This is a genomic window from Microbulbifer maximicatervae (SeqCode) (genome assembly GCF_052467955.1).
Map to the genome: position 1 here is coordinate 2,564,299 of NZ_CP174329.1, position 18,660 is coordinate 2,582,958.

Consider the following 18,660-nt stretch of genomic DNA (forward strand, 5'->3'; position numbering starts at 1 on the left):
GTACGTTATAGGGGCTACAAATTTGGCTGGATAATTATGCAGGACTGGGTCAGGGACGAAGTGAAAAATCAGGTTATGGGTGATACACGATTGAATAAGCGCTTGTCCAATATTCTCAGTAATTTAAGTTCCGACCCAAAGGGTAGCATTCCCTGTGCAAACAAGTCTTGGGCAGAAACCTTTGCAGCCTATCGATTTATCGAAAATGATAAAGTCAGCTTTGACTCCATTATGAGTGGCCATAAATCAGCCACTCTTGAAAGAATCAAGGTTCAACCAGTTGTTCTTATCCCTCAGGATACCACTTTCCTAAATTTTGCTACCGATTTAGAAAGCAAAGAAATGGGAACACTCCGACGCAAAGAGACTAATCAGCAGCTCCTACATACGTCTATCGCTATAACACCATCCAGAGATAATCTGGGTATTATTGAGGGTAGCATGTGGCAGCGAGATAAAGAATCTAGTGCTAATTCTCGCTATACCAAGTCGATACAAGATAAAGAGAGTCGACGCTGGTTAGACCATTATGAATCAGCTTGTGAGATACAAGAGCGCTGCCCTGAAACCACGATTGTGAGCATCGCGGATAGAGAGGGGGATATTCATGAGTGGTTTCAATTAGCTGAAGATCAAAATGAACAGCGGCGTGCAAGCTATATTGTTCGAGCCAAGGCTAATCGTAGTTTAGAGATCGAAGGAGAAGATACGACTTTACTTTGGGACTATATGACCAAGCAGAAGTCCATCGGGAAATACTCAGTAGGTATCCCCAAAAGGAATGGACAGCCAGAAAGGGAAGCTAAGGTCAGTGTATCCATTGCAGAAGTAAGATTGCAGGGAAAAGGAAAATCAAAACGACCTCTTTCTCTCTACGCAGTCTTTGCTAAGGAATTAAGCCCACCAGAAGGGGAAAAAGGTATTGAATGGATGCTGCTGACCGATCTTGCAGTTGAGGACTTTAAGCAAGCGAGGATCATTATTGAGTGGTATCGAAGTCGATGGGAAATTGAAACCTATTTCCGAGTGGTGAAAGGCGGATGCCAGATAGAAAGTAATCGCTTTAGAACCGAGCAGCGAATGCTGAACTGTATTGCAATCTATATGATTATTGGGTGGCGTCTACACTCCATGACAACACGGGCACGAACGCTTCCTGATACGTCGTGTACGAAAGTCTACTCTGAAAAAGAGTGGCGTATGATATGGATAATGCAAGCTAAAACCTCCCCACCAAATGAAGCTCCAAGTATGAGAGATATAACTCGTATGTTGGCAGGACTTGGAGGCTTTCTGGGGCGGAGCGGCGATGGTGAGCCTGGAGTTAAAACCGTTTGGCAGGGGTACACTAAACTTCTCCATTATATGGAGGCAGCAGAGGCTTTAAATGAACTTAAATGATGTGTATAAAACACAGGCAAGACGTTATGTGACAAGAGGATGAGAGTCATAGATTTAAGAAAAAGTATCGAGAAGCGCCTAGCTCAAATTTTGGAGACTCAAAGCTCCATTAGGGCTGCGCACCCATTAATTGCAGATTTGCTATCTCAGATAATCGACGAGGTTCCCATTTCCTCTGAAATTTCTGTTAGAGTCATTGATATTAATGAAATTAGATATTCTGTGTTCTACCAGTGCGGTCCAAATATTTCTGAAACAGCAATTGTAGTATCACAAGCTAGCTCGACATTTTATCTATGGCGAGATGAGGGTTGGGTTCTCGATGATGATTACTATGAGCCGGAAGAAATATCTAAAGTAATTTGTACTTTACCAATATTGTGCGCTGAACCGAAGAATGTTAAGCAATTGGTCGAAGCTATCGAAAGTGGAGTATGGGCATTTAAACCGGAGTATTTCCCGAAATTTGGTGGTGTTCCTCCTGAAGACCTAGAAGAAGTACTGTCCTGGGATTCTGAAAAAGTATTAGTAGGTACTAAGCATTCAAATATGGAAATTCTAAGTAGAGAGTCCTGGCAGGAACTTAGTTCAAGAGAAAACGGTTGGTTCAAAAAAACGGAGTAAGAGCACATAACAAGAAATTGCAGTCGGACCCGATACTCCGCGCTTTTAATTATGCTTTCATTACATTACAACATAATTAAAAGCACTCCGCATCGGGCCACTGAATTGGGCGTTAGGCATACAAGAAAAATCGAGTGTAATTACATGTTGTATACAGAAGCATTTGCTAGATACAAAGCAAAGTTGAAAAATGTGAATTGGTCCGTGTCCGCAGAGAACTCGGACGGCGAGCTAGTTATTAGCCTTTGGAAGCATAGATTTACAAAGCCAGAAGGCAATACCATCAAGTACATTGACTTTGTCACAAGATGGAAAGGGCCAGGAAGTAACGAGTTAAAAGCTAAGTTACAAGAGGCACATGCAAATGAACAAGTTATTCGTCCTGTTATTGCAAGAACGAGCGATGTAAATGCGGTAGAAGCCGGTATAGATGCTAGCACACTCAAAAATGAATTCTTCGTTCGTGAAGATTGGTTCGGCACACTAACAAATTGGGACGGTGATAACTTCGAAATCACCTTCGTGCGTCGTAGTGCCTAACAAACAGCGGCAGAGCGACAGCCAACGCTACGCACCTTTTGTGTTACTCGCTGGCGCTCAAACATTAACACAAAAGCTGCTCCGCGCTGTCTGCGCCTGCGCTGGGCGTTAATTCCATTCTTGAGTACATAAAATTGAGTCATTCTCTAAATATCATCAACTTCTTGAATACAGGAAATTTTTTGGGGCTGGCTGTTGGTGCATCAAAGCAAGATGTTCTCACAATACTGGGAGTCCCTACTGGTTGGGCTAGAAGCGATACTAAAGATAAAATTGAAACTTATAGAAATGCAAATATGTGGGGGTACGGCCCGTGGGTATTTTACTTTGATGGGGATATCTTAGACGCGATTACAGGTAACTTTGGATTTCGAGAATTAGAATTTTCTGATTTTTCAGAAGTTTCTGGCTGGGGTGTTGAAGAATTTAAGCAAGCACTTGAGGAAGAAGGTATAGATTTCTATGTTGCACCCAAGAAGCTCTGCTTTATTGATCTTGATGGCAGCAAACACGAGCGCAGGCGTAGATTGGCATATGAAACTCTATTTGTTGGTAAAGATTTAAATGGTAGAGTTTATTTCGACGATAGCAGTGTGAGTCAGGTAGCCTATCCATGCAGTCCAGTGGCTCAGGTTGTTGGGAAAAAGATTAATGCAAAAGCGGCTGAAAAAGGTTGGCGCCTGGTGCGATAGTATGGCACTTAACAAGGCGATGAATTTCGTTCCGGCCCTGCGGGCCTCCACCGGACTGTCGCTGCTGTGCAGCGCCAGCCGATTATCGCGGCGTTAGAAGTACGAAGGAGAATTCGTGGGGCATCATATAGAAGCAATTGTAGCCAAAGGCGATATCGATGCAGAGCTACTAAGGAAATTCGAGTTGCCGTGTGTCAACCATGAGGGGTTCTCGATCGTAGGTCTAAATGCAGGGCATTCAGATCATTGGGCAGAAAAACTGTTAATATCAAATGAAAGTAATGGGAAAATTGTTTTAAACTGCCCTGTTACCCATTATTTTGCTAAAGAGCTGGGCTTAAAGAGGTATGCAATTATTTTTACCGACTACTTTGGTGGTATCGGTAAGCAATACGCTGCGGTGTATTCTGATAGTAAAGTTGTAATGGAAGAAACTGAAGGCGGTATTAACCAAGCATTAAGAAATATTGGTGTATTCAAGAAAAGAGATCTAGACGAGTTTGATACGATCTGTCTTGGTCGCTACAGGTCATTTGATGAGCACTTTGCACAATACTTCTAACAAGTTTGTCAAACACCGCTACACACCTTCGGTGCTCCGCTGGACTCGCTCTTGCGTCGCTCGCCGTTTACAAAAGCGTTAGGGCAATTGGTAGATGAACGTATTTAAGAGGTTAGAAGAGCTCAGTAATGATGGTAGCTTCTACCTGAAGGCCTTTGATTTGAGTTTTCAACCATTTGAAGTAGAAAGTGATCTTTCTATCTTTAGTGCTCTAGCTACTGAGCTTGAAACCGAACATACAGGTTATGAAACTCTGCTACTTGATGTGAATTGGCGTTCGCACTTAATTGCATGTATGTGCCTCATTGTCTCGGAGAATAAGTCGCACCTGGAAGAGCTAAAGAACCGCTTCAAAAATGGTAGTATGGTTAGCCCACAAATTGCTGTTGCAATGGCTCGCCTTCATTTCAGGGAAATGATGGACTTTTTTCCCAGCTATATAAATAGCGGGCATGGGCCGGAGTCTTCTACCCAGATAGGGGCGGCACTAGTACTCTTGCAATCGATGTTCGTGCGTGAATTCACGTTTCCAAAATCACAGCTGAACATCGAGCGTTTCTACTTAGGGCTGTCGGTTGCACAGCATCATTCTGGGTTTTGGCTTAAGCATAGAGGCAGTGCCCGGGGTTAGCCCTAACAAAGCGCTGCAAGGCGACGTCTTACTTTGTGCACTTTATGCGCAGTCGCTTTGCTCCTATTTTCGCGCATAAAGCGCCCAAAGTAAGCCGCCTCTGAGCGCGGCGTTAAGTGAAAAATGAATATCTGGGAACTATACAAAGAAGACCAAAAGTTGGCCGACTTAACACAAATAGACCTTGATCAGCCTTGGTTCATAGGTGTGTTGGTTCCAACTCCGCCTTTTGATGAATACCGTAATCTCTTTGAAAAAGCTCAGAAATTTATAGAAACCGAAGAATTCGATTCTGAAGAATCAGAAGATACCTTTGTTGCAATTGATAATTTAAAACTGCAATTGGTGCGTATGTCGGATAAACGTGTATTTAAAGACGTAATGCTATGTATATCTGGTGATGAGGTATGGTGGCGTATTTAGTAACTGTATGTGAGTCACTTAACAAACGCAGGCACAATCGCACACTTCGTGTGCTGGACCTCCGGTGCTTCGCACCTCCGGCCTGTGCTGCGGGGCGTTAGGCGTCCAAGAGAATCGAGTCCCTGATGGAAATTAGCGACATAAGAAAAAAGTTTGAAGAGTTCATTGGCACAGAAAGGTATGTGAGCTTTCTGTCCACTATTTGTTGCTCAAGCAAAGAAAATGATCGCCTTAAATTCAAACAAGAGATTGAATGGGAAAAATTTGCTAGCGAGTATGATCTAGGCCAAAAAACATACCCAGAAATATGGTCGCTGTTTCAATACTGCCATTTACATCAAGTTGAGTTTGAGCTAGATGATGTTGAAATCATTTATGGTACAAGAAAATCTCCTACAGAAGCGGAGCAGCGAACTGCTAATGAAAAATATCCTTATGCTAATGTTGTGGCTTATGGGCCTTGCTGGGTTGAAAGTGTAAAGACAAAAGAGGTTCTTTACTGCAGCAAGTGTAGAGAAAACTATGGTAGCTAAGATAGATTGTTCGCCTAACAAGGTGATGATGTTCGTTCCGCCCCTACGGGCCTCCACCGGACCTCGGTGCTTCGCACCTCCGGCCTCATATCACGGCGTTATGTGTCAGGTGCTATACGTTCCGTGCTTAAATTGAAATTAGAATACGTAGCCAATGAATGAAAAGTACATCACACCATGTTACTGGGTACTGTTCATAATACTGCCGACGTTTATCGCAGGAATTATTGTTGAGGCCTTATCAATGCCCAAGTGGGTGCTGGTTGTCGCAATCATTTTGTTATTGATAGTTGGGGAGCATGGACTAAGAAAATGGACTGGTATTTTTACTCAAAAAAAGGGCCGTAGGTGACCTGCGGTGTATGCACATAACAAGGCAATTAACTTCGCTCCAGCCACTTTGTGGCTTCCGCCGGACCTCCGCTTCGCTCCGGCCGGTTATTGCGGGCGTTAGGCGATGAGGGTTAAATAAAACCATGAATCGAAGATTTTATAAATCGTATGCTGAGGGCATGGAAGGTGAGGAAGGTGCATTCCTTTGTGAAGTTGTAGACCAGCTAATCGTGAGGCAAATTTACGTTATCGATGGATGCCATTTTTGGGCGACACCTGACACCGAAAATAATGAGGTATACTTTTTTACTGATCAACCGGAGTTTCCTGAGGGAGATATACCTCGTCTTGAGAAAGAGTTTGATCTTGTAGAATTAACGGAAGAAGAGTTTCTGAAAGTGTGGGAAATTGCACAGAAAGAAAATTATTGAACCGAGTTATGGGAGCAGCCGCCTAACAAGTGACTATGGTTGCTCGTCAAGTTTTTAAGCCATACTTTCATCCCAGTAGGTGTTATTTTTCACCATCGTATTCAGGATCGTAATCTGCTTTCTCATGCAGGCAATCAGAGCGACCTTTTTAGGTTTGCCAGCGTCGACTAATCGCTTGTACATCGGCTTTAGTTTGGGATGATGCTGTATGGCCGACATGATGGAAACAAACAAAACCGTTCGTACACGATGCCTTCCACCCCGAATATATCTCTTTCCCTGGAAGCTGCCGCTATCACGGTTCATCGGGGCGATACCGACAAGTGCAGCGATTTCTTTACGGTTCAATTTTCCTAGCTCGGGAAGTTCACTCATCAACGTATAAGCCAATACATTTCCGACCCCTTTAGCACTCAACAATAAGTCGCGCCTTTGCCGCCACTCAGACACACTGTTAACCAGTTTATCTAGTTGCTTGTCGATACCTTGTAGCTCTTTCTTGATGGTATTTAGAATGGTCCGTATAGGTTTGTGTACTGATTTTGGCATTCTCTGAAGCCGATTCTTTTGCATTGTGCTCATCTCTAAACACTGACTTCTTACCGCCAGTAAGTCACTGATCTCCCTAAGTTTTTCTGGTTTTAGCGTCGATAGCCTTGGCTTCATGGCCTCACCGAAATGTGCAATATCCATTGCATCTAGCTTGTCGGTTTTGGCGAGACGCCCTGCGGATTTAGCGAAGCTTCTTATCTGAGAAGGATTGCAAACAACAATAGGTAATCCTGCTTTGTCGGCGGCGCAAACAAACTCTAATTCGAGTCTTCCTGTAGACTCTATTAGTACTCTTTGGGGTTTAAGAGGTTGTAATTGTTTAATGGCATCCTTAATGCCATTTTTATCATTGGCAACACTAAAGAATTGGCCAGTAGGTCTCACATAAATATCGAGTTGTTTACTGCTGGTATCGATACCGACATTGATCTCTTGAGGTTCCATAAGATAAGCTATCTCCGCCTTGCTATTCGGGCTCGAGGCCCACATGACTATCCGAGTTATGCCTAGTGAGTGTCTGTCACGTTCCTACTTGTTAACGGTCTTTATAAACCGGCGCAGCAACGAACTGTGACAAACAAGGCCTTCGGTGGCCGCCGAAGGTGGGTCTCAATTTACCCGTTAACGAAAAGGATTTTCAACATCAGAATCAGGCAAGAACGACCATACAAGGCGTTGCAGACGGACAGTTTGTTCCACTGCTCAAATGTGTTGTCGCTACGCTATAATACATTTGCTCCGCTCCACAAACTGCTGCTGAACTTGGCGCTAAGTTTTATACACAAGTTTTTCCGGTTTTATTATGTAAATCAATAAGTTACAGTTTGACCTGGCATGAATTACAGATTTGATTGGATTATTATGCAGGACTGGGTCATGGACGAAGTAAAAAATCAGGTTATGGGTGATACACGCTTGAATAAGCGCTTGTCCAATATTCTTAGTAGTTTAAGTTCAGATCCAAAGAATAGCATTCCCTGTGCAAACAAAACTTGGGCAGAAACGTTTGCAGCTTATCGCTTTATCGAAAATGATAAAGTCAATTTTGACTCTATTATGAGCGGCCATAAATCGGCAACTCTTGAGAGAATCAAGGCGCAGCCCGTTGTTCTTATCCCTCAAGATACCACCTTTCTAAATTTTGCCACTGACTTAGAAAGTAAAGAGATGGGAACACTTAGGCGGAAAGAGACCAATCAGCAACTCTTGCACACCTCCATCGCTATAACGCCATCAAGAATTAACTTGGGTGTTGTTGAGGGTAGTATGTGGCAGAGAGACAAGGAATCAAGCTCTAATTCCCGTTATACCAAGTCGATAAAGGATAAGGAGAGTCGACGCTGGCTAGACCATTACGAAACGGCTTGTCAGATACAGGAGCGCTGCCCTGAAAGTACAATTGTGAGTATTGCTGATAGAGAGGGTGATATTCATGAGTGGTTTCAACTGGCTGAAGATCAAAGTGAACAGCGGCGGGCGAGCTATATCGTTCGAGCTAAGGCCAATCGCACTTTAGAGCTCGATGGAGAAGAAACGGTTTTGCTTTGGGATCATATGAATGAGCAGAAATCTGTCGGTCTATACACGGTAGATATTCCCAAACGGAATGGAGAGCCTGGAAGAAAAGCCAAGGTCAACGTATCCACTACTGAGATACGGCTACTTGGGAAAGGAAAATCTAAACGACCACTTTCTCTCTATGCTGTATTGGCTAAAGAATTAAACCCACCAGAGAGTGAAAAAGGCATTGAGTGGATGCTGTTAACTGATCTTCCAGTTGAAGACTTTAAGCAGGCAAGGGTCATCATTGAGTGGTATCGAAGCCGGTGGGAAATTGAAACCTATTTTCGGGTGGTGAAAGGCGGATGCCAGATAGAAAGTAACCGTTTTAGAACAGAGCAGCGCATGTTGAACTGCATTGCGATCTATATGATTATTGGATGGCGGCTACATTCGATAACTACGCATGCACGAAGAGTTCCTGACGCACCGTGTACAAGTGCCTACTCTGAAAAAGAATGGCGTATGATATGGATGATTCGAGATAAAACTACTCCACCAAATGAACCCCCAAGCATGAGGGAGATAACCCGTATGTTGGCAGGTTTAGGAGGTTTTTTGGGGCGTAAAGGGGATGGCGAGCCAGGGGTTAAAACCGTTTGGCAGGGATACACCAAGCTACTTCATTATATAGAGGCAGCAGAAGCTCTAAATGGACTTAAATAATGTGTATAAAACACAGACTTGGCGTTATGTGCTTCAACGAAGAGATATGAACTTTGAGTAAATGGCTTTACCTAATAGTTGTTTTTGTCATGGCCGGTTTGCTTTATCCAATAATCTATCTCCTGGGCCTAGAAAGGTTAGGGGGCGGAGCTTTACTGAAGGTCCCGGAGTTCATCTTGTATAGCGTGCTAATAGGATTCTTCTTGTATCCGTTCATGGAGGGTTATAGACGCTATAAGATGGGTAGTCACTCATTGGCTGTTATTTTTCTTATCTCCGGAATAATTTTACCAGTTATAAGTGGCGCTTTTTTAATAATTTTATTTGAATCTATGTTGAAGTCTGGAAGCCATGGATGACACAGCAGCACATAACCAGGCCAAGCAAGCTCGCCCAGCTATGAGCTGGGCTGGACGGCCTACGCTACGCTTCGGCCGCCCTTGTTGGCAACGTTCAGGCCGTAGAAAAACTCTTAGAAGGTAGCTTTTTTGTTAAAATGGAGGTCTTGATGTCGAGATTATCCATATGCCCAATTTCAAACGTTACGATTACAACCAAGATGCAATGGTCGTCATCAATTTCGAAGAACAACTACAACCTGAAACCTTTGAGTTTACACTTCATCATTTGATTGATGACCATATCGACCTCTCTGTCTTCCATAAAAAATATCAAAATGATAGCGGCGGACGAACAGCTTATGATCCAGCTATCCTCCTGAAAATCATATTGTTTGCTTACTCAAAAGGCATTACCTCAAGCCGTGAAATTCAATGGCAATGTGAGAAAAATATCCTCTTCAAAGCACTGTCATGCGATACCGTTCCGCATTTTACTAGTATTGCAAGTTTTGTAAGCAGTTATCCTGATGCGATTGAGTCGGTGTTTGAGCAAGTGTTACTGGTCTGCGATCAGCAGGGGCTGCTTGGCAACGAACTTTTTGCAATAGATGGGTGCAAGATGCCATCCAATGCCAGCAAAGAACATTCGGGGACTTTTAAAGAGCTAGAACAGAAGCAGGAAAAAATTCGCAAGAAGATCAAACATTGCCTCAAAGAGCATAAGAGGCTTGATGGCAGGAAACCTAAAGAAAAAGAACGAAAGCAAGCAGTAGCTAAAGCGGCTGATACTCTGCAGAAACACTTTGATAAAATTGATCAGTTCTTAAAGAATCACTCTCCCAGAATGGGGCAAGGTAAAAACCCTAAAGAGGTAAAAAGTAATATCACGGACAATGAATCAGCCAAGATGACTACCAGCAAGGGAACCATCCAGGGCTATAACGGTGTTGCCGCAGTTGATAGGAAGCATCAGATAGTCGTTGAAGCACAGGCCTTTGGTGAGGGGCAAGAACATCATACACTGAAGCCTATTCTCGATGGCATCAGTTGCCATTATCAGCATATAGGAATAGATGAAGACATCTTGGCCAAACAGGTCATCATTACTGCTGATACTGGGTTCTCTAACGACGCTAACTACAGCTACCTGCGAGAGAACGGCATCAATGCCTACATACCTGACAATAAATTCCGTTCGCGTGATAAAGCTTTTGCTAAGCAAAAAACCAAGCATGGCAAGCGCAAACAAAAAGGTGGGGCTAATGTCCAGCAGACTATCCCTGCTAGTGAATTTACATTCAACAAGAAAAAGAAAACCTGCATCTGTCCAGCAGAAAAAACCATGCTCTTGTTAAAAGAAGAGCATGTCAGTGAAGGTAAGAAAAAACTAATGTTCGAAGGGCGCCTTACTGACTGCAGGAAATGCAGCCTTAAAAATCAGTGCATGCGAAATCCAGATTCTGCCGACTCTCGAAAAGGACATGGAAGGCAAGTATCCCTAACTTGGACAAACGGACGGACAGCCACTGACTGGATGAAAAAGCGGGTTGATAGTATCGAAGGCAAGACCATTTATGGGCATCGAATGTCTGTTGTTGAGCCTGTGTTTGGGAACATCGGTACCAACAAGCGATTAAATCGCTTCTCGCTACGAGGAAAAAGTAAGGTTCAGGGACAATGGCGGATGTTCTGCTTGGTACATAACATTGAAAAGTTGATGAGATATGGCAGTATTCACTGATTGAGGATGAATTAAGGGCGTCAAGACGCCTAAATTTAATACAATGAAAGAAATTTGGTGGTATAGCTAAATTTAGCCCGAAATTTTAATTAGAGGAGCCTGAGGATTGGCAGCTTTTTCTAAAACTGTTTTTCTACAGCCTCGTTAGGCGTAAAGCTATGAAACTAATTGAAGAAACGTTTACGAAGGAAGCTTTTCTAGAAATGTTTCTAGAAGAGGTCACCCGCTGCGTAAAAAGATGTAATGAAGAGTCGTGCATCGGTCCACTTCCAGATAAGCTTTTGTTTTATCGCGTTTTTGATATTGATGATCAGGAGTGGGAGCCTGGGCTAGGTAAAGTTAAGCTGCCTAATACTAGATTGTTTGTAGAGTCTGAGAAAGTGATTGATACACTTCTAAATGAAAAAGGTTGGTACCCAGAGTGGATACATATTTCTCCTTTTGCAGTAACAGCTACGCATTTAGTCATCGAAGTGTGTCCTAGTGAAAATATTACAAATAAGCGATTTATAGAAAGCACCTTTCCAAAAGAACCGTTCCAGCTCAGAGGCCCGAGATTACCTCCTGATTGGAGGCCGGGTCAGCCGATACCAAAAGTAAAGCTTCCGAGTTTGGAGATTAAAAATGCCTAACAAGCGCCGGCAAAATCGCACCATTTCATGGTGCTGGACCTCCCTTTCGGTCGGCCTTTGCGGCGGTCGTTAAACCCTATTCATCATTATCGAAGAAATGAAATATGTTAAAAAAGGATATTAAGGCATTTTTTAAAGCCGTTAGAGCTGGCAATCTTGACTTAGTTAAAGAACTTTACAATCAGATTCCTGAACTTATTAATGCATGTAGCTCTTCTCCACCCAAAAAAGATGATGGGCAATCACCTTTGCACGTGGCTTATAAAACTGGGAGCTATGAGATAGCAGACTATCTTATTTCTAAAGGAGCTGATGTCAACTTTATTGAGCAATCTACTATAAACGAATGGAATGCTCCTGTTATTCATGACTGTATCAGGGGAGTAGCGTTTAATACTTATGCTTTGGCTGATAGTGAAAAGGATTTTCAAATTGCTCTAAAGGCTTTACAAAATATTATCGAGAATGGTGCATCTGTAAATTCTGAAGATTCATACGGCAATAGCTGTTTGGCAAGAGCAATATTAGATACTAGGCAAATAATAGGTAGAGAATTTACTGATAAACAAGCGAGTATTGTGTATTCACAGTTTAAGTCTCTATTTCGTGTATTACTTGAAGCAGGTGCTGACCCTAATATGAAAACACAAAAGAAGAAAACGGCTTACGAACTCATAGAGCAGTTTAAATTAAATGAATACAATCTGGTTTAACAAGGCCAAGCAACCTCAGTCGCTGCGCTCCCTGGACAGCCTTGCTGCTGCACTTTTTGTGCATGGCTTCGCCATTTTAGCACAAAAAACACAGCAACAAGTCTGCCGTTGTTGGCGGCGTTATGCACTCAAATGAATAAATCACTCAGCCTTATCTTTCTTCTTCTCGCTAGTTGCTTTTCACAGGCTGAGAATTATCCACGTCTCGGAGAAAGCCGAGATGGCATGATCGAAAAGCATGATCTAGCCGAGGCTCTGTATTCTGAGCTTATAAAACACCCCGAATACTTCGAGTACAAATACATAGATGGCTCACTTTGCGCAAAGCCCTCTAAGGGCGCCCAATGCATACCACTAAAGAAAGACGATAAGATAAAAATATATCCACTCTTCCAGGCTCTACCACTGTATCTAACACAAATGACTAAAGAGGGTTTAGTCTCGTACATTGCGTTCGAAGAGTGTGCAGGCCTACAGTGTGTAATTGATGCTGTCCGCTATAAAAACACACCAAGCTCTCCAGTCTGCAATCTGAGCCAAGAGCCCAGAATAAAATCGGAGTGCATTGTGCCAACTAAGGGCAACTGGTATATAAGATATCAGTTTCTAAATCCAGCAAATGCATAACAAATCAATCAATGGCGCCCCTGCGGGGCTGGACCTCCACTCCGCGGCTTCGCCGCTACGTTCCGGCCCATTATTGAGGCGTTAGCTACTCCCACACCTAAAAGTACGAGTAAATGAAGAAGATAATTTCAGTAGTAGGATTAATCATTTCAATGAACACATATGCGGGTCTTGATGAAGGAATAGAGCTTTATCATGCAGGAAAATACAAAGAAGCATTTGTAATGTTTAATGCTGAATCTGAAAAAGGTGACCCTGCTGGTCAGCATTTAACTGCAAGCTTGTATTACCAAGGGTTAGGAGTCGAAAAAGACCTAGAGATTGCAGTAAAGCTCTTCAAGCAAGCTGCTGAAGGAGGGTATCTACCTTCTATTGCTAATTTGGGCCTTATGTATATGCAGGGTGACGGTGTAGAGCAAGATCCAAATTCATCATTTAGGTACACTGAAAAAGCAGCAGAACTTGGTGATTTGCAAAGTATTTTCAACCTTGGTCAATTTTATCGTAAAGGCTTTGGTGTAGAGCCGAACCAAGAAAAAGCGGCTCAATGGTATGGGAGTGCAGCTGAAAGTGGTGTTATTCAAGCACAGAACGAGTACGGGCTTATGTTTGCTCAAGGACATGGCGTTGAACTTGATTATGTTAAAGCTTATGCATGGATCAAAATGCCTGCCGAAGCTGGAGATGGTCAAGCGTTAAAAAACCTTGCCCAACTCAAAGAAATTTTAGGCTCTGATATCAGCAAAGCCGAAAAACTTGCTGAAGAGTACAAATTAAAATATGCAGCTAACAAGTAAATCCAGGTGACGCATACGGCGCACCTGATATAGGCGTGTGTGCCAGGCATGGCATTTAACTAGAGAGGTGAAAGCCCTCTTACCAGGTATTCGTGGAGCCGAAGGTTAGCGAAAGGGCAAGGTTAATATCGCGAGGTATTGGCTGGAGGAAGCCCAACGCAAATTCACGGGGTGATGAACAAGAACTGGATATGAGGTGTGACGCAGGTGGAGCCAGTGGGCACGTGACCATAAAGCTCTCCATCCACAATTGGCCTACGTTTTTATAAATCCAGCATCTACGTGAAGAAAGTTAAATGTCTTACCCTGGGAGGTCTATGGGTTGTTAATGGAGTAACTGAAAACTGAGAGATTGGTTTTGACCGATCCATAGAAGTCAGCAGAGGGCATAGTAGGTAGATTTCGTGCTACTGAAGGCCTGAACAATTCTGGACAGTATTATTAACGCAGAGCTTGATGACTGCATCTGACAAGTAACTTAGTTACCAGAGAAAAAAAATTTTTTTTCTGGGTGAACATCAAACTGGAAACTTAATCATACATTGTCCAATTTCCCATCTCTTTTAATGCAGCGAATTCTAGATAGGAATAATCTGTTTCGAGCATTACAACAAGTTTCTCGTAACCAGGGTGCGCCAGGTCTCGATGGTATGACGGTAAAACAACTGCCGGAACATCTTAAGCAGACTTGGATTGCTACCCGACAAAAGGTGCTTAGTAGTAGTTATCGTCCTCAACCGGTGAAACGCGTCTTTATACCAAAAGGCAATGGAGGCCTGCGTCCATTGGGTATACCAACGGTGCAAGATAGATTGATCCAGCAAGCTATCGCACAGATACTCAGTGAGCAATGGGAGCTGAAGTTTCATGCTCTTAGTTTTGGTTTTAGACCAAATCGATCGGCACACCAGGCGATTAGACAGGTCCAAAACTTTGTTCGGCAAGGAAAGCGCTGGACGATCGATATGGACTTGAAATCCTTCTTTGATGAAGTGAATCATGACAAGCTCATGCTAACACTGAAGCAAAGCGGAATACCGGCTGATGTGCTGGGGTTGATAAACCGATACCTAAAAGCGCCAACGGTAGTCGATGGCAAGGTAATAGCTACAACAAAAGGCGTCCCGCAAGGTGGGCCGTTATCTCCGCTTCTAGCGAACATTGTGCTTAATGAACTGGACTGGGAGCTGCACAAGCGGCAACTCAGTTTTGTACGATATGCCGATGATTTTCAAATTCTGGTGGGAAGTCGTCGGTCTGCAGAGCGGATAAAAGTAAGCCTTACGCACTTCATCAAATGTAAGCTGAAGCTCACAGTAAATACTGAGAAGAGTGCAGAGGATCACTTCTGGAAGCGGAGCTTTCTAGGATTTAGATTGCTGAAGAAGGATGCCCGGATAAAGGTATCAGAATCATCGATTAATAAATTGAAGGCAAAGATCAGAATGGTCACCCGCCGAACACGAGGCCGCAAGTTTACTCAGATCATAGAAGAGTTAAAGAAGTCCCTGCTTGGTTGGAAAGCGTACTTTGACATCAGTGAAGTACTGAGCCCTCTGAAAGATCTGGACAAGTGGATAAGGCGGAAGTTGCGATGTTATTTATGGAAGCAATGGGGACGTAGTGGTTACCGCAGATTAAGAAGGCTGGGTGTTGATCGCTTTTTAGCGTGGAACACGGCCAAATCAGCGCATGGACCATGGAGGCTAAGCAAAAGTCCTGCCCTTTACAGAGCATTGCCAAATAGATACTTTAGGAACTTGGGGCTGCCGGAATTGGCAGATAGGAAGGGGAATAGAATTGAACCGCCATGGTACGTGATCCGTATGCCTGGTGGTGTGGGAGGAGAGCCATCGTGAGGTGCCTCCCTATCCCGATTATGTTTTGAGAAAGAGTTATGGCTCCAAAATATAGAAGATTCGAGTATGGTATCTCTGGTGATGATCCCAGATTCAATATAGAAAACATGGACGAGAGCGTAGATGAATTTAAGGCTCAAAGAGCCAAATACAAATTGAACGGAGTCGAGTATGAAAATATAAGTTTAATCCCGGAAAAATATGCTCAAGAAGTAGGTGAATACCTAGAGCAATACCCTGAAGGAGATAAATATATTTTCGTGTTTCACAAAGATCCACTGAAATTAAGGAAAGCAAAATTAAGTAGAGTGCTCCCAATTTGGGTTTGGCTTACTTTATTGTGTGGTGTAATTGTGTTTAGTGAATGGTGGTCGGCCTTTGGAAGTTAAAATTAACAATTACAAGCAGGCTGCTACGGGCCCTTGGCCCTTCGCGGGACGGCCTACGCTACGCTCCAGCCGCCCCTGTTGTAGTCGTTCAGGCTGTTGAAAACTAATGTATATATTTGCCCTCTCGAATATGATAGAATATCAACCATAAATGATGATTCTACGTGATTTCTGGTTTATCTTTCACTGATAAGTAGGCTATTTTTTTACGTAGAAGCACAATACAAAAAGAGGGCTGCGTTTTTCTACACCCTCATTATAGGTGCCAGACATGAAATCAATACTTAAAATACCAATATTTTTTATTATTTTCTTATTATACGCTTGCACCACCAGGCCGTTCTCAGAGTCTGGTTACGCAGCAGCTTTTCCTTCCCATGAAGATCGTAATGAAACGGGTAGCGCGAAAATAACATTTAGTGCTGATATTAAATATGAGTCCTATGAAGGAGTTCCATTAAAAGGCTTTCCTTTGGTATGCAAAGAGGGGAGTACATATTCTGCTGTAGATGAATTAGGGGCAAGCAAAAGTATTTATGTAGAGCCAGGCCAGGAATTGGCCACAGGCTCTATTGTAAGTTGGTACAATAGTGGTTGGGCTAAGCGATGTTATGACTTCGTTTCGTTTGTCCCTGAAAAAGGTGAGGAATATATAGTTGTTAATGAGCGTATCGGAGGGAAGCGTAATATCTTTGTAGGCGTAGCTTTACAGCGCTGTGAAGTTTCTGTATACAAAATTACTAATGGAGAAAAAAATAAAATACATGCAAATAAAGTCGAAAAAGATATGTGTTCAGATGGCGACCCTCTTTCTGTCAAGTGGTAATGTATAACAATCAAAGGCAGCGAATAAACCGCTGCTTTTTGCCTTCAGACTGTAGAAAAACTCTTAAAAGGTAGCTTTTTTGTTAAAATGGAGGTCTTGATGCCGAGATTATCCATATGCCCAATTTCAAACGTTACGATTACAACTAAGATGCAATGGTCGTCATCAATTTCGAAGAACAACTACAACCTGAAACCTTTGAGTTTACACTTCATCATCTGATTGATGACCATATCGACCTCTCTGTCTTCCATAAAAAATATCAAGATGATTGCGGCGGGCGAACCGCTTATGATCCGGCTATCCTACTAAAAATCATATTGTTTGCTTACTCAAAAGGTATTACCTCGAGCCGTGAAATTCAATGACAATGTGAGAACAATATCCTCTTCAAAGCACTGTCATGCGATACCGTTCCACATTTTACTAGTATTGCGAGTTTCGTAAGCAGTTATCCTGATGCGATTGAGTCGGTGTTTGAGCAAGTGTTACTGGTCTGCGATCAGCAGGGGCTGCTTGGCAACGAACTTTTTGCAATAGATGGATGCAAGATGCCATCCAATGCCAGCAAAGAACATTCGGGAACTTTTAAAGAACTAGAACAGAAGCAGGAAAAAATTCGCAAGAAGATCAAATATTGCCTCAAAGAGCACAGGAGGCTTGATGGCAGGAAGCCTAAAGAAAAAGAGCGAAAACAAGCGGTAGCTAAAGCGGCTGATACTCTTCAGAAACACTTTGATAAAATTGATCAGTTCTTAAAGAATCAATCCCCAGGATGGGACAAGGTAAAAACCCTAAAGAAGTAAAAAGTAATATCACAGACAATGAGTCAGCCAAGATGACTACCAGCAAGGGAACCATCCAGGGCTATAACAGCGTTGCCGCAGTTGATAGGAAGCATCAGATAGTTGTTGAAGCACAGGCCTTTGGTGAGGGGCAAGAACATCATACATTGAAGCCTATTCTCGATGGCATCAATTGCCATTATCAGCAGTTAGGAATAGATGAAGATATCTTGGCCAAACAGGTCATCATTACTGCTGATACTGGGTTCTCCAACGACGCTAACTACAGCTACCTGCGAGAGAGCGGCATCAATGCCTACATACCTGACAATAAATTCCGTTCACGTGATAAAGCTTTTGCTAAGCAAAAAGCCAAGTATGGCAAGCGTAAACAAAAAGGTAGGGCTAATGTCCAGCAGACTTTCCCTGCTAGTGAATTTACATTCAATAAGAAAAATAAAACCTGTATCTGTCCGGCAGGAAAATCTATGCTTCTATTAAAGGAAGAGCATGTCAGTGAAGGTAAGAAAAAGCTATTGTTCGAAGGGCGCCTCACTGACTGCAGGGCATGCAGCCTTAAAAATCAATGTATGCGAAACCCAGGTTCTGCTGACTCTCGAAAAGGACACGGAAGGCAAGTATCTCTTACTTGGACAAATGGACGGACAGCTACCGACTGGATGAAAAAGCGGGTTGATAGTGCCGAAGGCAAGACCATTTATGGACATCGAATGTCTGTTGTCGAGCCAGTGTTTGGGAACATTGGTACCAATAAGCGATTGAATCGCTTCTCGCTACGAGGAAAAAGTAAGGTTCAGGGACAATGGCAGATATTCTGCTTGGTACATAACATTGAAAAATTGATGAGATATGGCAGTATCCACTGATTGAGTATAAATTAAGGGCATCAAGACGCCTAAATTTAATACAATGAAAGAAATTTAGTGGTATAGATAAATTTTAGCTGAAATTTTAATTGGAGGAGTCTGGGAAATGGCAGCT

18 protein-coding genes and 1 pseudogene are annotated in these 18,660 nt (G+C 42.9%); 18 read left to right on the top strand and 1 reads right to left on the bottom strand.

Annotated features, from left to right (window positions below):
- Window positions 1-36 precede the first annotated feature (36 nt).
- The 9 genes from ACJJI5_RS11095 to ACJJI5_RS11135 all read left to right on the top strand — a co-directional run bounded on the left by ACJJI5_RS11095 (window position 37) and on the right by ACJJI5_RS11135 (window position 6,170).
- Window positions 37-1,401, top strand: coding sequence for an IS4 family transposase (locus ACJJI5_RS11095; RefSeq protein ID WP_445356281.1), 1,365 nt, complete (start codon window positions 37-39; stop codon window positions 1,399-1,401).
- A gap of 39 nt (window positions 1,402-1,440) precedes the next feature.
- Window positions 1,441-2,025, top strand: coding sequence for a hypothetical protein (locus tag ACJJI5_RS11100; protein ID WP_444907575.1), 585 nt, complete (start codon window positions 1,441-1,443; stop codon window positions 2,023-2,025).
- A gap of 144 nt (window positions 2,026-2,169) precedes the next feature.
- Window positions 2,170-2,565, top strand: a complete 396-nt coding sequence (locus ACJJI5_RS11105) for a hypothetical protein (protein WP_445356217.1) — start codon at window positions 2,170-2,172, stop codon at window positions 2,563-2,565.
- A gap of 134 nt (window positions 2,566-2,699) precedes the next feature.
- Window positions 2,700-3,257, top strand: a complete 558-nt coding sequence (locus tag ACJJI5_RS11110) for a hypothetical protein (protein WP_445356282.1) — start codon at window positions 2,700-2,702, stop codon at window positions 3,255-3,257.
- A 115-nt stretch (window positions 3,258-3,372) separates the two neighbouring features.
- On the top strand, window positions 3,373-3,819 hold the full coding sequence (locus tag ACJJI5_RS11115; RefSeq protein WP_445356283.1) for a hypothetical protein: 447 nt from the start codon (window positions 3,373-3,375) through the stop codon (window positions 3,817-3,819).
- Between the two features lie 94 nt (window positions 3,820-3,913).
- Window positions 3,914-4,450 carry a hypothetical protein gene (locus ACJJI5_RS11120; protein ID WP_445356284.1) on the top strand — a complete coding sequence of 179 codons (537 nt, stop codon included), beginning with the start codon at window positions 3,914-3,916 and terminating at the stop codon, window positions 4,448-4,450.
- Between the two features lie 123 nt (window positions 4,451-4,573).
- On the top strand, window positions 4,574-4,873 hold the full coding sequence (locus tag ACJJI5_RS11125) for a hypothetical protein (RefSeq protein ID WP_444926028.1): 300 nt from the start codon (window positions 4,574-4,576) through the stop codon (window positions 4,871-4,873).
- A 125-nt stretch (window positions 4,874-4,998) separates the two neighbouring features.
- A complete protein-coding gene (locus ACJJI5_RS11130; protein WP_445356285.1) occupies window positions 4,999-5,406 on the top strand; it encodes a hypothetical protein in 408 nt (135 codons plus the stop codon).
- A gap of 476 nt (window positions 5,407-5,882) precedes the next feature.
- Window positions 5,883-6,170: a hypothetical protein gene (locus ACJJI5_RS11135; RefSeq protein WP_444911324.1), complete on the top strand. Its 288-nt coding sequence runs from the start codon at window positions 5,883-5,885 to the stop codon at window positions 6,168-6,170.
- A 54-nt stretch (window positions 6,171-6,224) separates the two neighbouring features.
- Here the strand turns inward: ACJJI5_RS11135 and ACJJI5_RS11140 are convergent, their stop codons facing one another.
- Entirely contained in the window at window positions 6,225-7,166 is a 942-nt protein-coding gene (locus ACJJI5_RS11140) for an IS110 family RNA-guided transposase (protein ID WP_445356286.1), read from the bottom strand.
- Window positions 7,167-7,583: 417 nt separating this feature from the next.
- On the opposite strand from ACJJI5_RS11140, the gene ACJJI5_RS11145 reads away from it, so the two are divergent.
- The 9 genes and pseudogenes from ACJJI5_RS11145 to ACJJI5_RS11185 all read left to right on the top strand — a co-directional run bounded on the left by ACJJI5_RS11145 (window position 7,584) and on the right by ACJJI5_RS11185 (window position 18,545).
- Window positions 7,584-8,948 carry an IS4 family transposase gene (locus ACJJI5_RS11145; protein ID WP_507018116.1) on the top strand — a complete coding sequence of 455 codons (1,365 nt, stop codon included), beginning with the start codon at window positions 7,584-7,586 and terminating at the stop codon, window positions 8,946-8,948.
- Between the two features lie 525 nt (window positions 8,949-9,473).
- The gene (locus ACJJI5_RS11150) at window positions 9,474-11,030 is read left to right on the top strand and encodes a transposase (protein ID WP_445354760.1); all 1,557 of its coding nucleotides are present in this window, start codon (window positions 9,474-9,476) and stop codon (window positions 11,028-11,030) included.
- Window positions 11,031-11,188: 158 nt separating this feature from the next.
- Complete coding sequence (locus tag ACJJI5_RS11155; protein WP_445356287.1) at window positions 11,189-11,662, top strand: hypothetical protein; 474 nt, start codon at window positions 11,189-11,191, stop codon at window positions 11,660-11,662.
- A 104-nt stretch (window positions 11,663-11,766) separates the two neighbouring features.
- The gene (locus ACJJI5_RS11160) at window positions 11,767-12,375 is read left to right on the top strand and encodes an ankyrin repeat domain-containing protein (protein ID WP_444913298.1); all 609 of its coding nucleotides are present in this window, start codon (window positions 11,767-11,769) and stop codon (window positions 12,373-12,375) included.
- Window positions 12,376-13,115: 740 nt separating this feature from the next.
- Complete coding sequence (locus ACJJI5_RS11165) at window positions 13,116-13,799, top strand: tetratricopeptide repeat protein (RefSeq protein WP_445356288.1); 684 nt, start codon at window positions 13,116-13,118, stop codon at window positions 13,797-13,799.
- A gap of 566 nt (window positions 13,800-14,365) precedes the next feature.
- A complete protein-coding gene (gene ltrA, locus ACJJI5_RS11170; protein WP_445356309.1) occupies window positions 14,366-15,658 on the top strand; it encodes a group II intron reverse transcriptase/maturase in 1,293 nt (430 codons plus the stop codon).
- A 38-nt stretch (window positions 15,659-15,696) separates the two neighbouring features.
- Window positions 15,697-16,047: a hypothetical protein gene (locus tag ACJJI5_RS11175; RefSeq protein WP_445356289.1), complete on the top strand. Its 351-nt coding sequence runs from the start codon at window positions 15,697-15,699 to the stop codon at window positions 16,045-16,047.
- Window positions 16,048-16,318: 271 nt separating this feature from the next.
- Window positions 16,319-16,873 carry a hypothetical protein gene (locus ACJJI5_RS11180; RefSeq protein WP_444897050.1) on the top strand — a complete coding sequence of 185 codons (555 nt, stop codon included), beginning with the start codon at window positions 16,319-16,321 and terminating at the stop codon, window positions 16,871-16,873.
- Between the two features lie 155 nt (window positions 16,874-17,028).
- A pseudogene (locus ACJJI5_RS11185) lies at window positions 17,029-18,545 on the top strand (IS1182 family transposase).
- The last annotated feature ends 115 nt before the right edge of the window (window positions 18,546-18,660 follow it).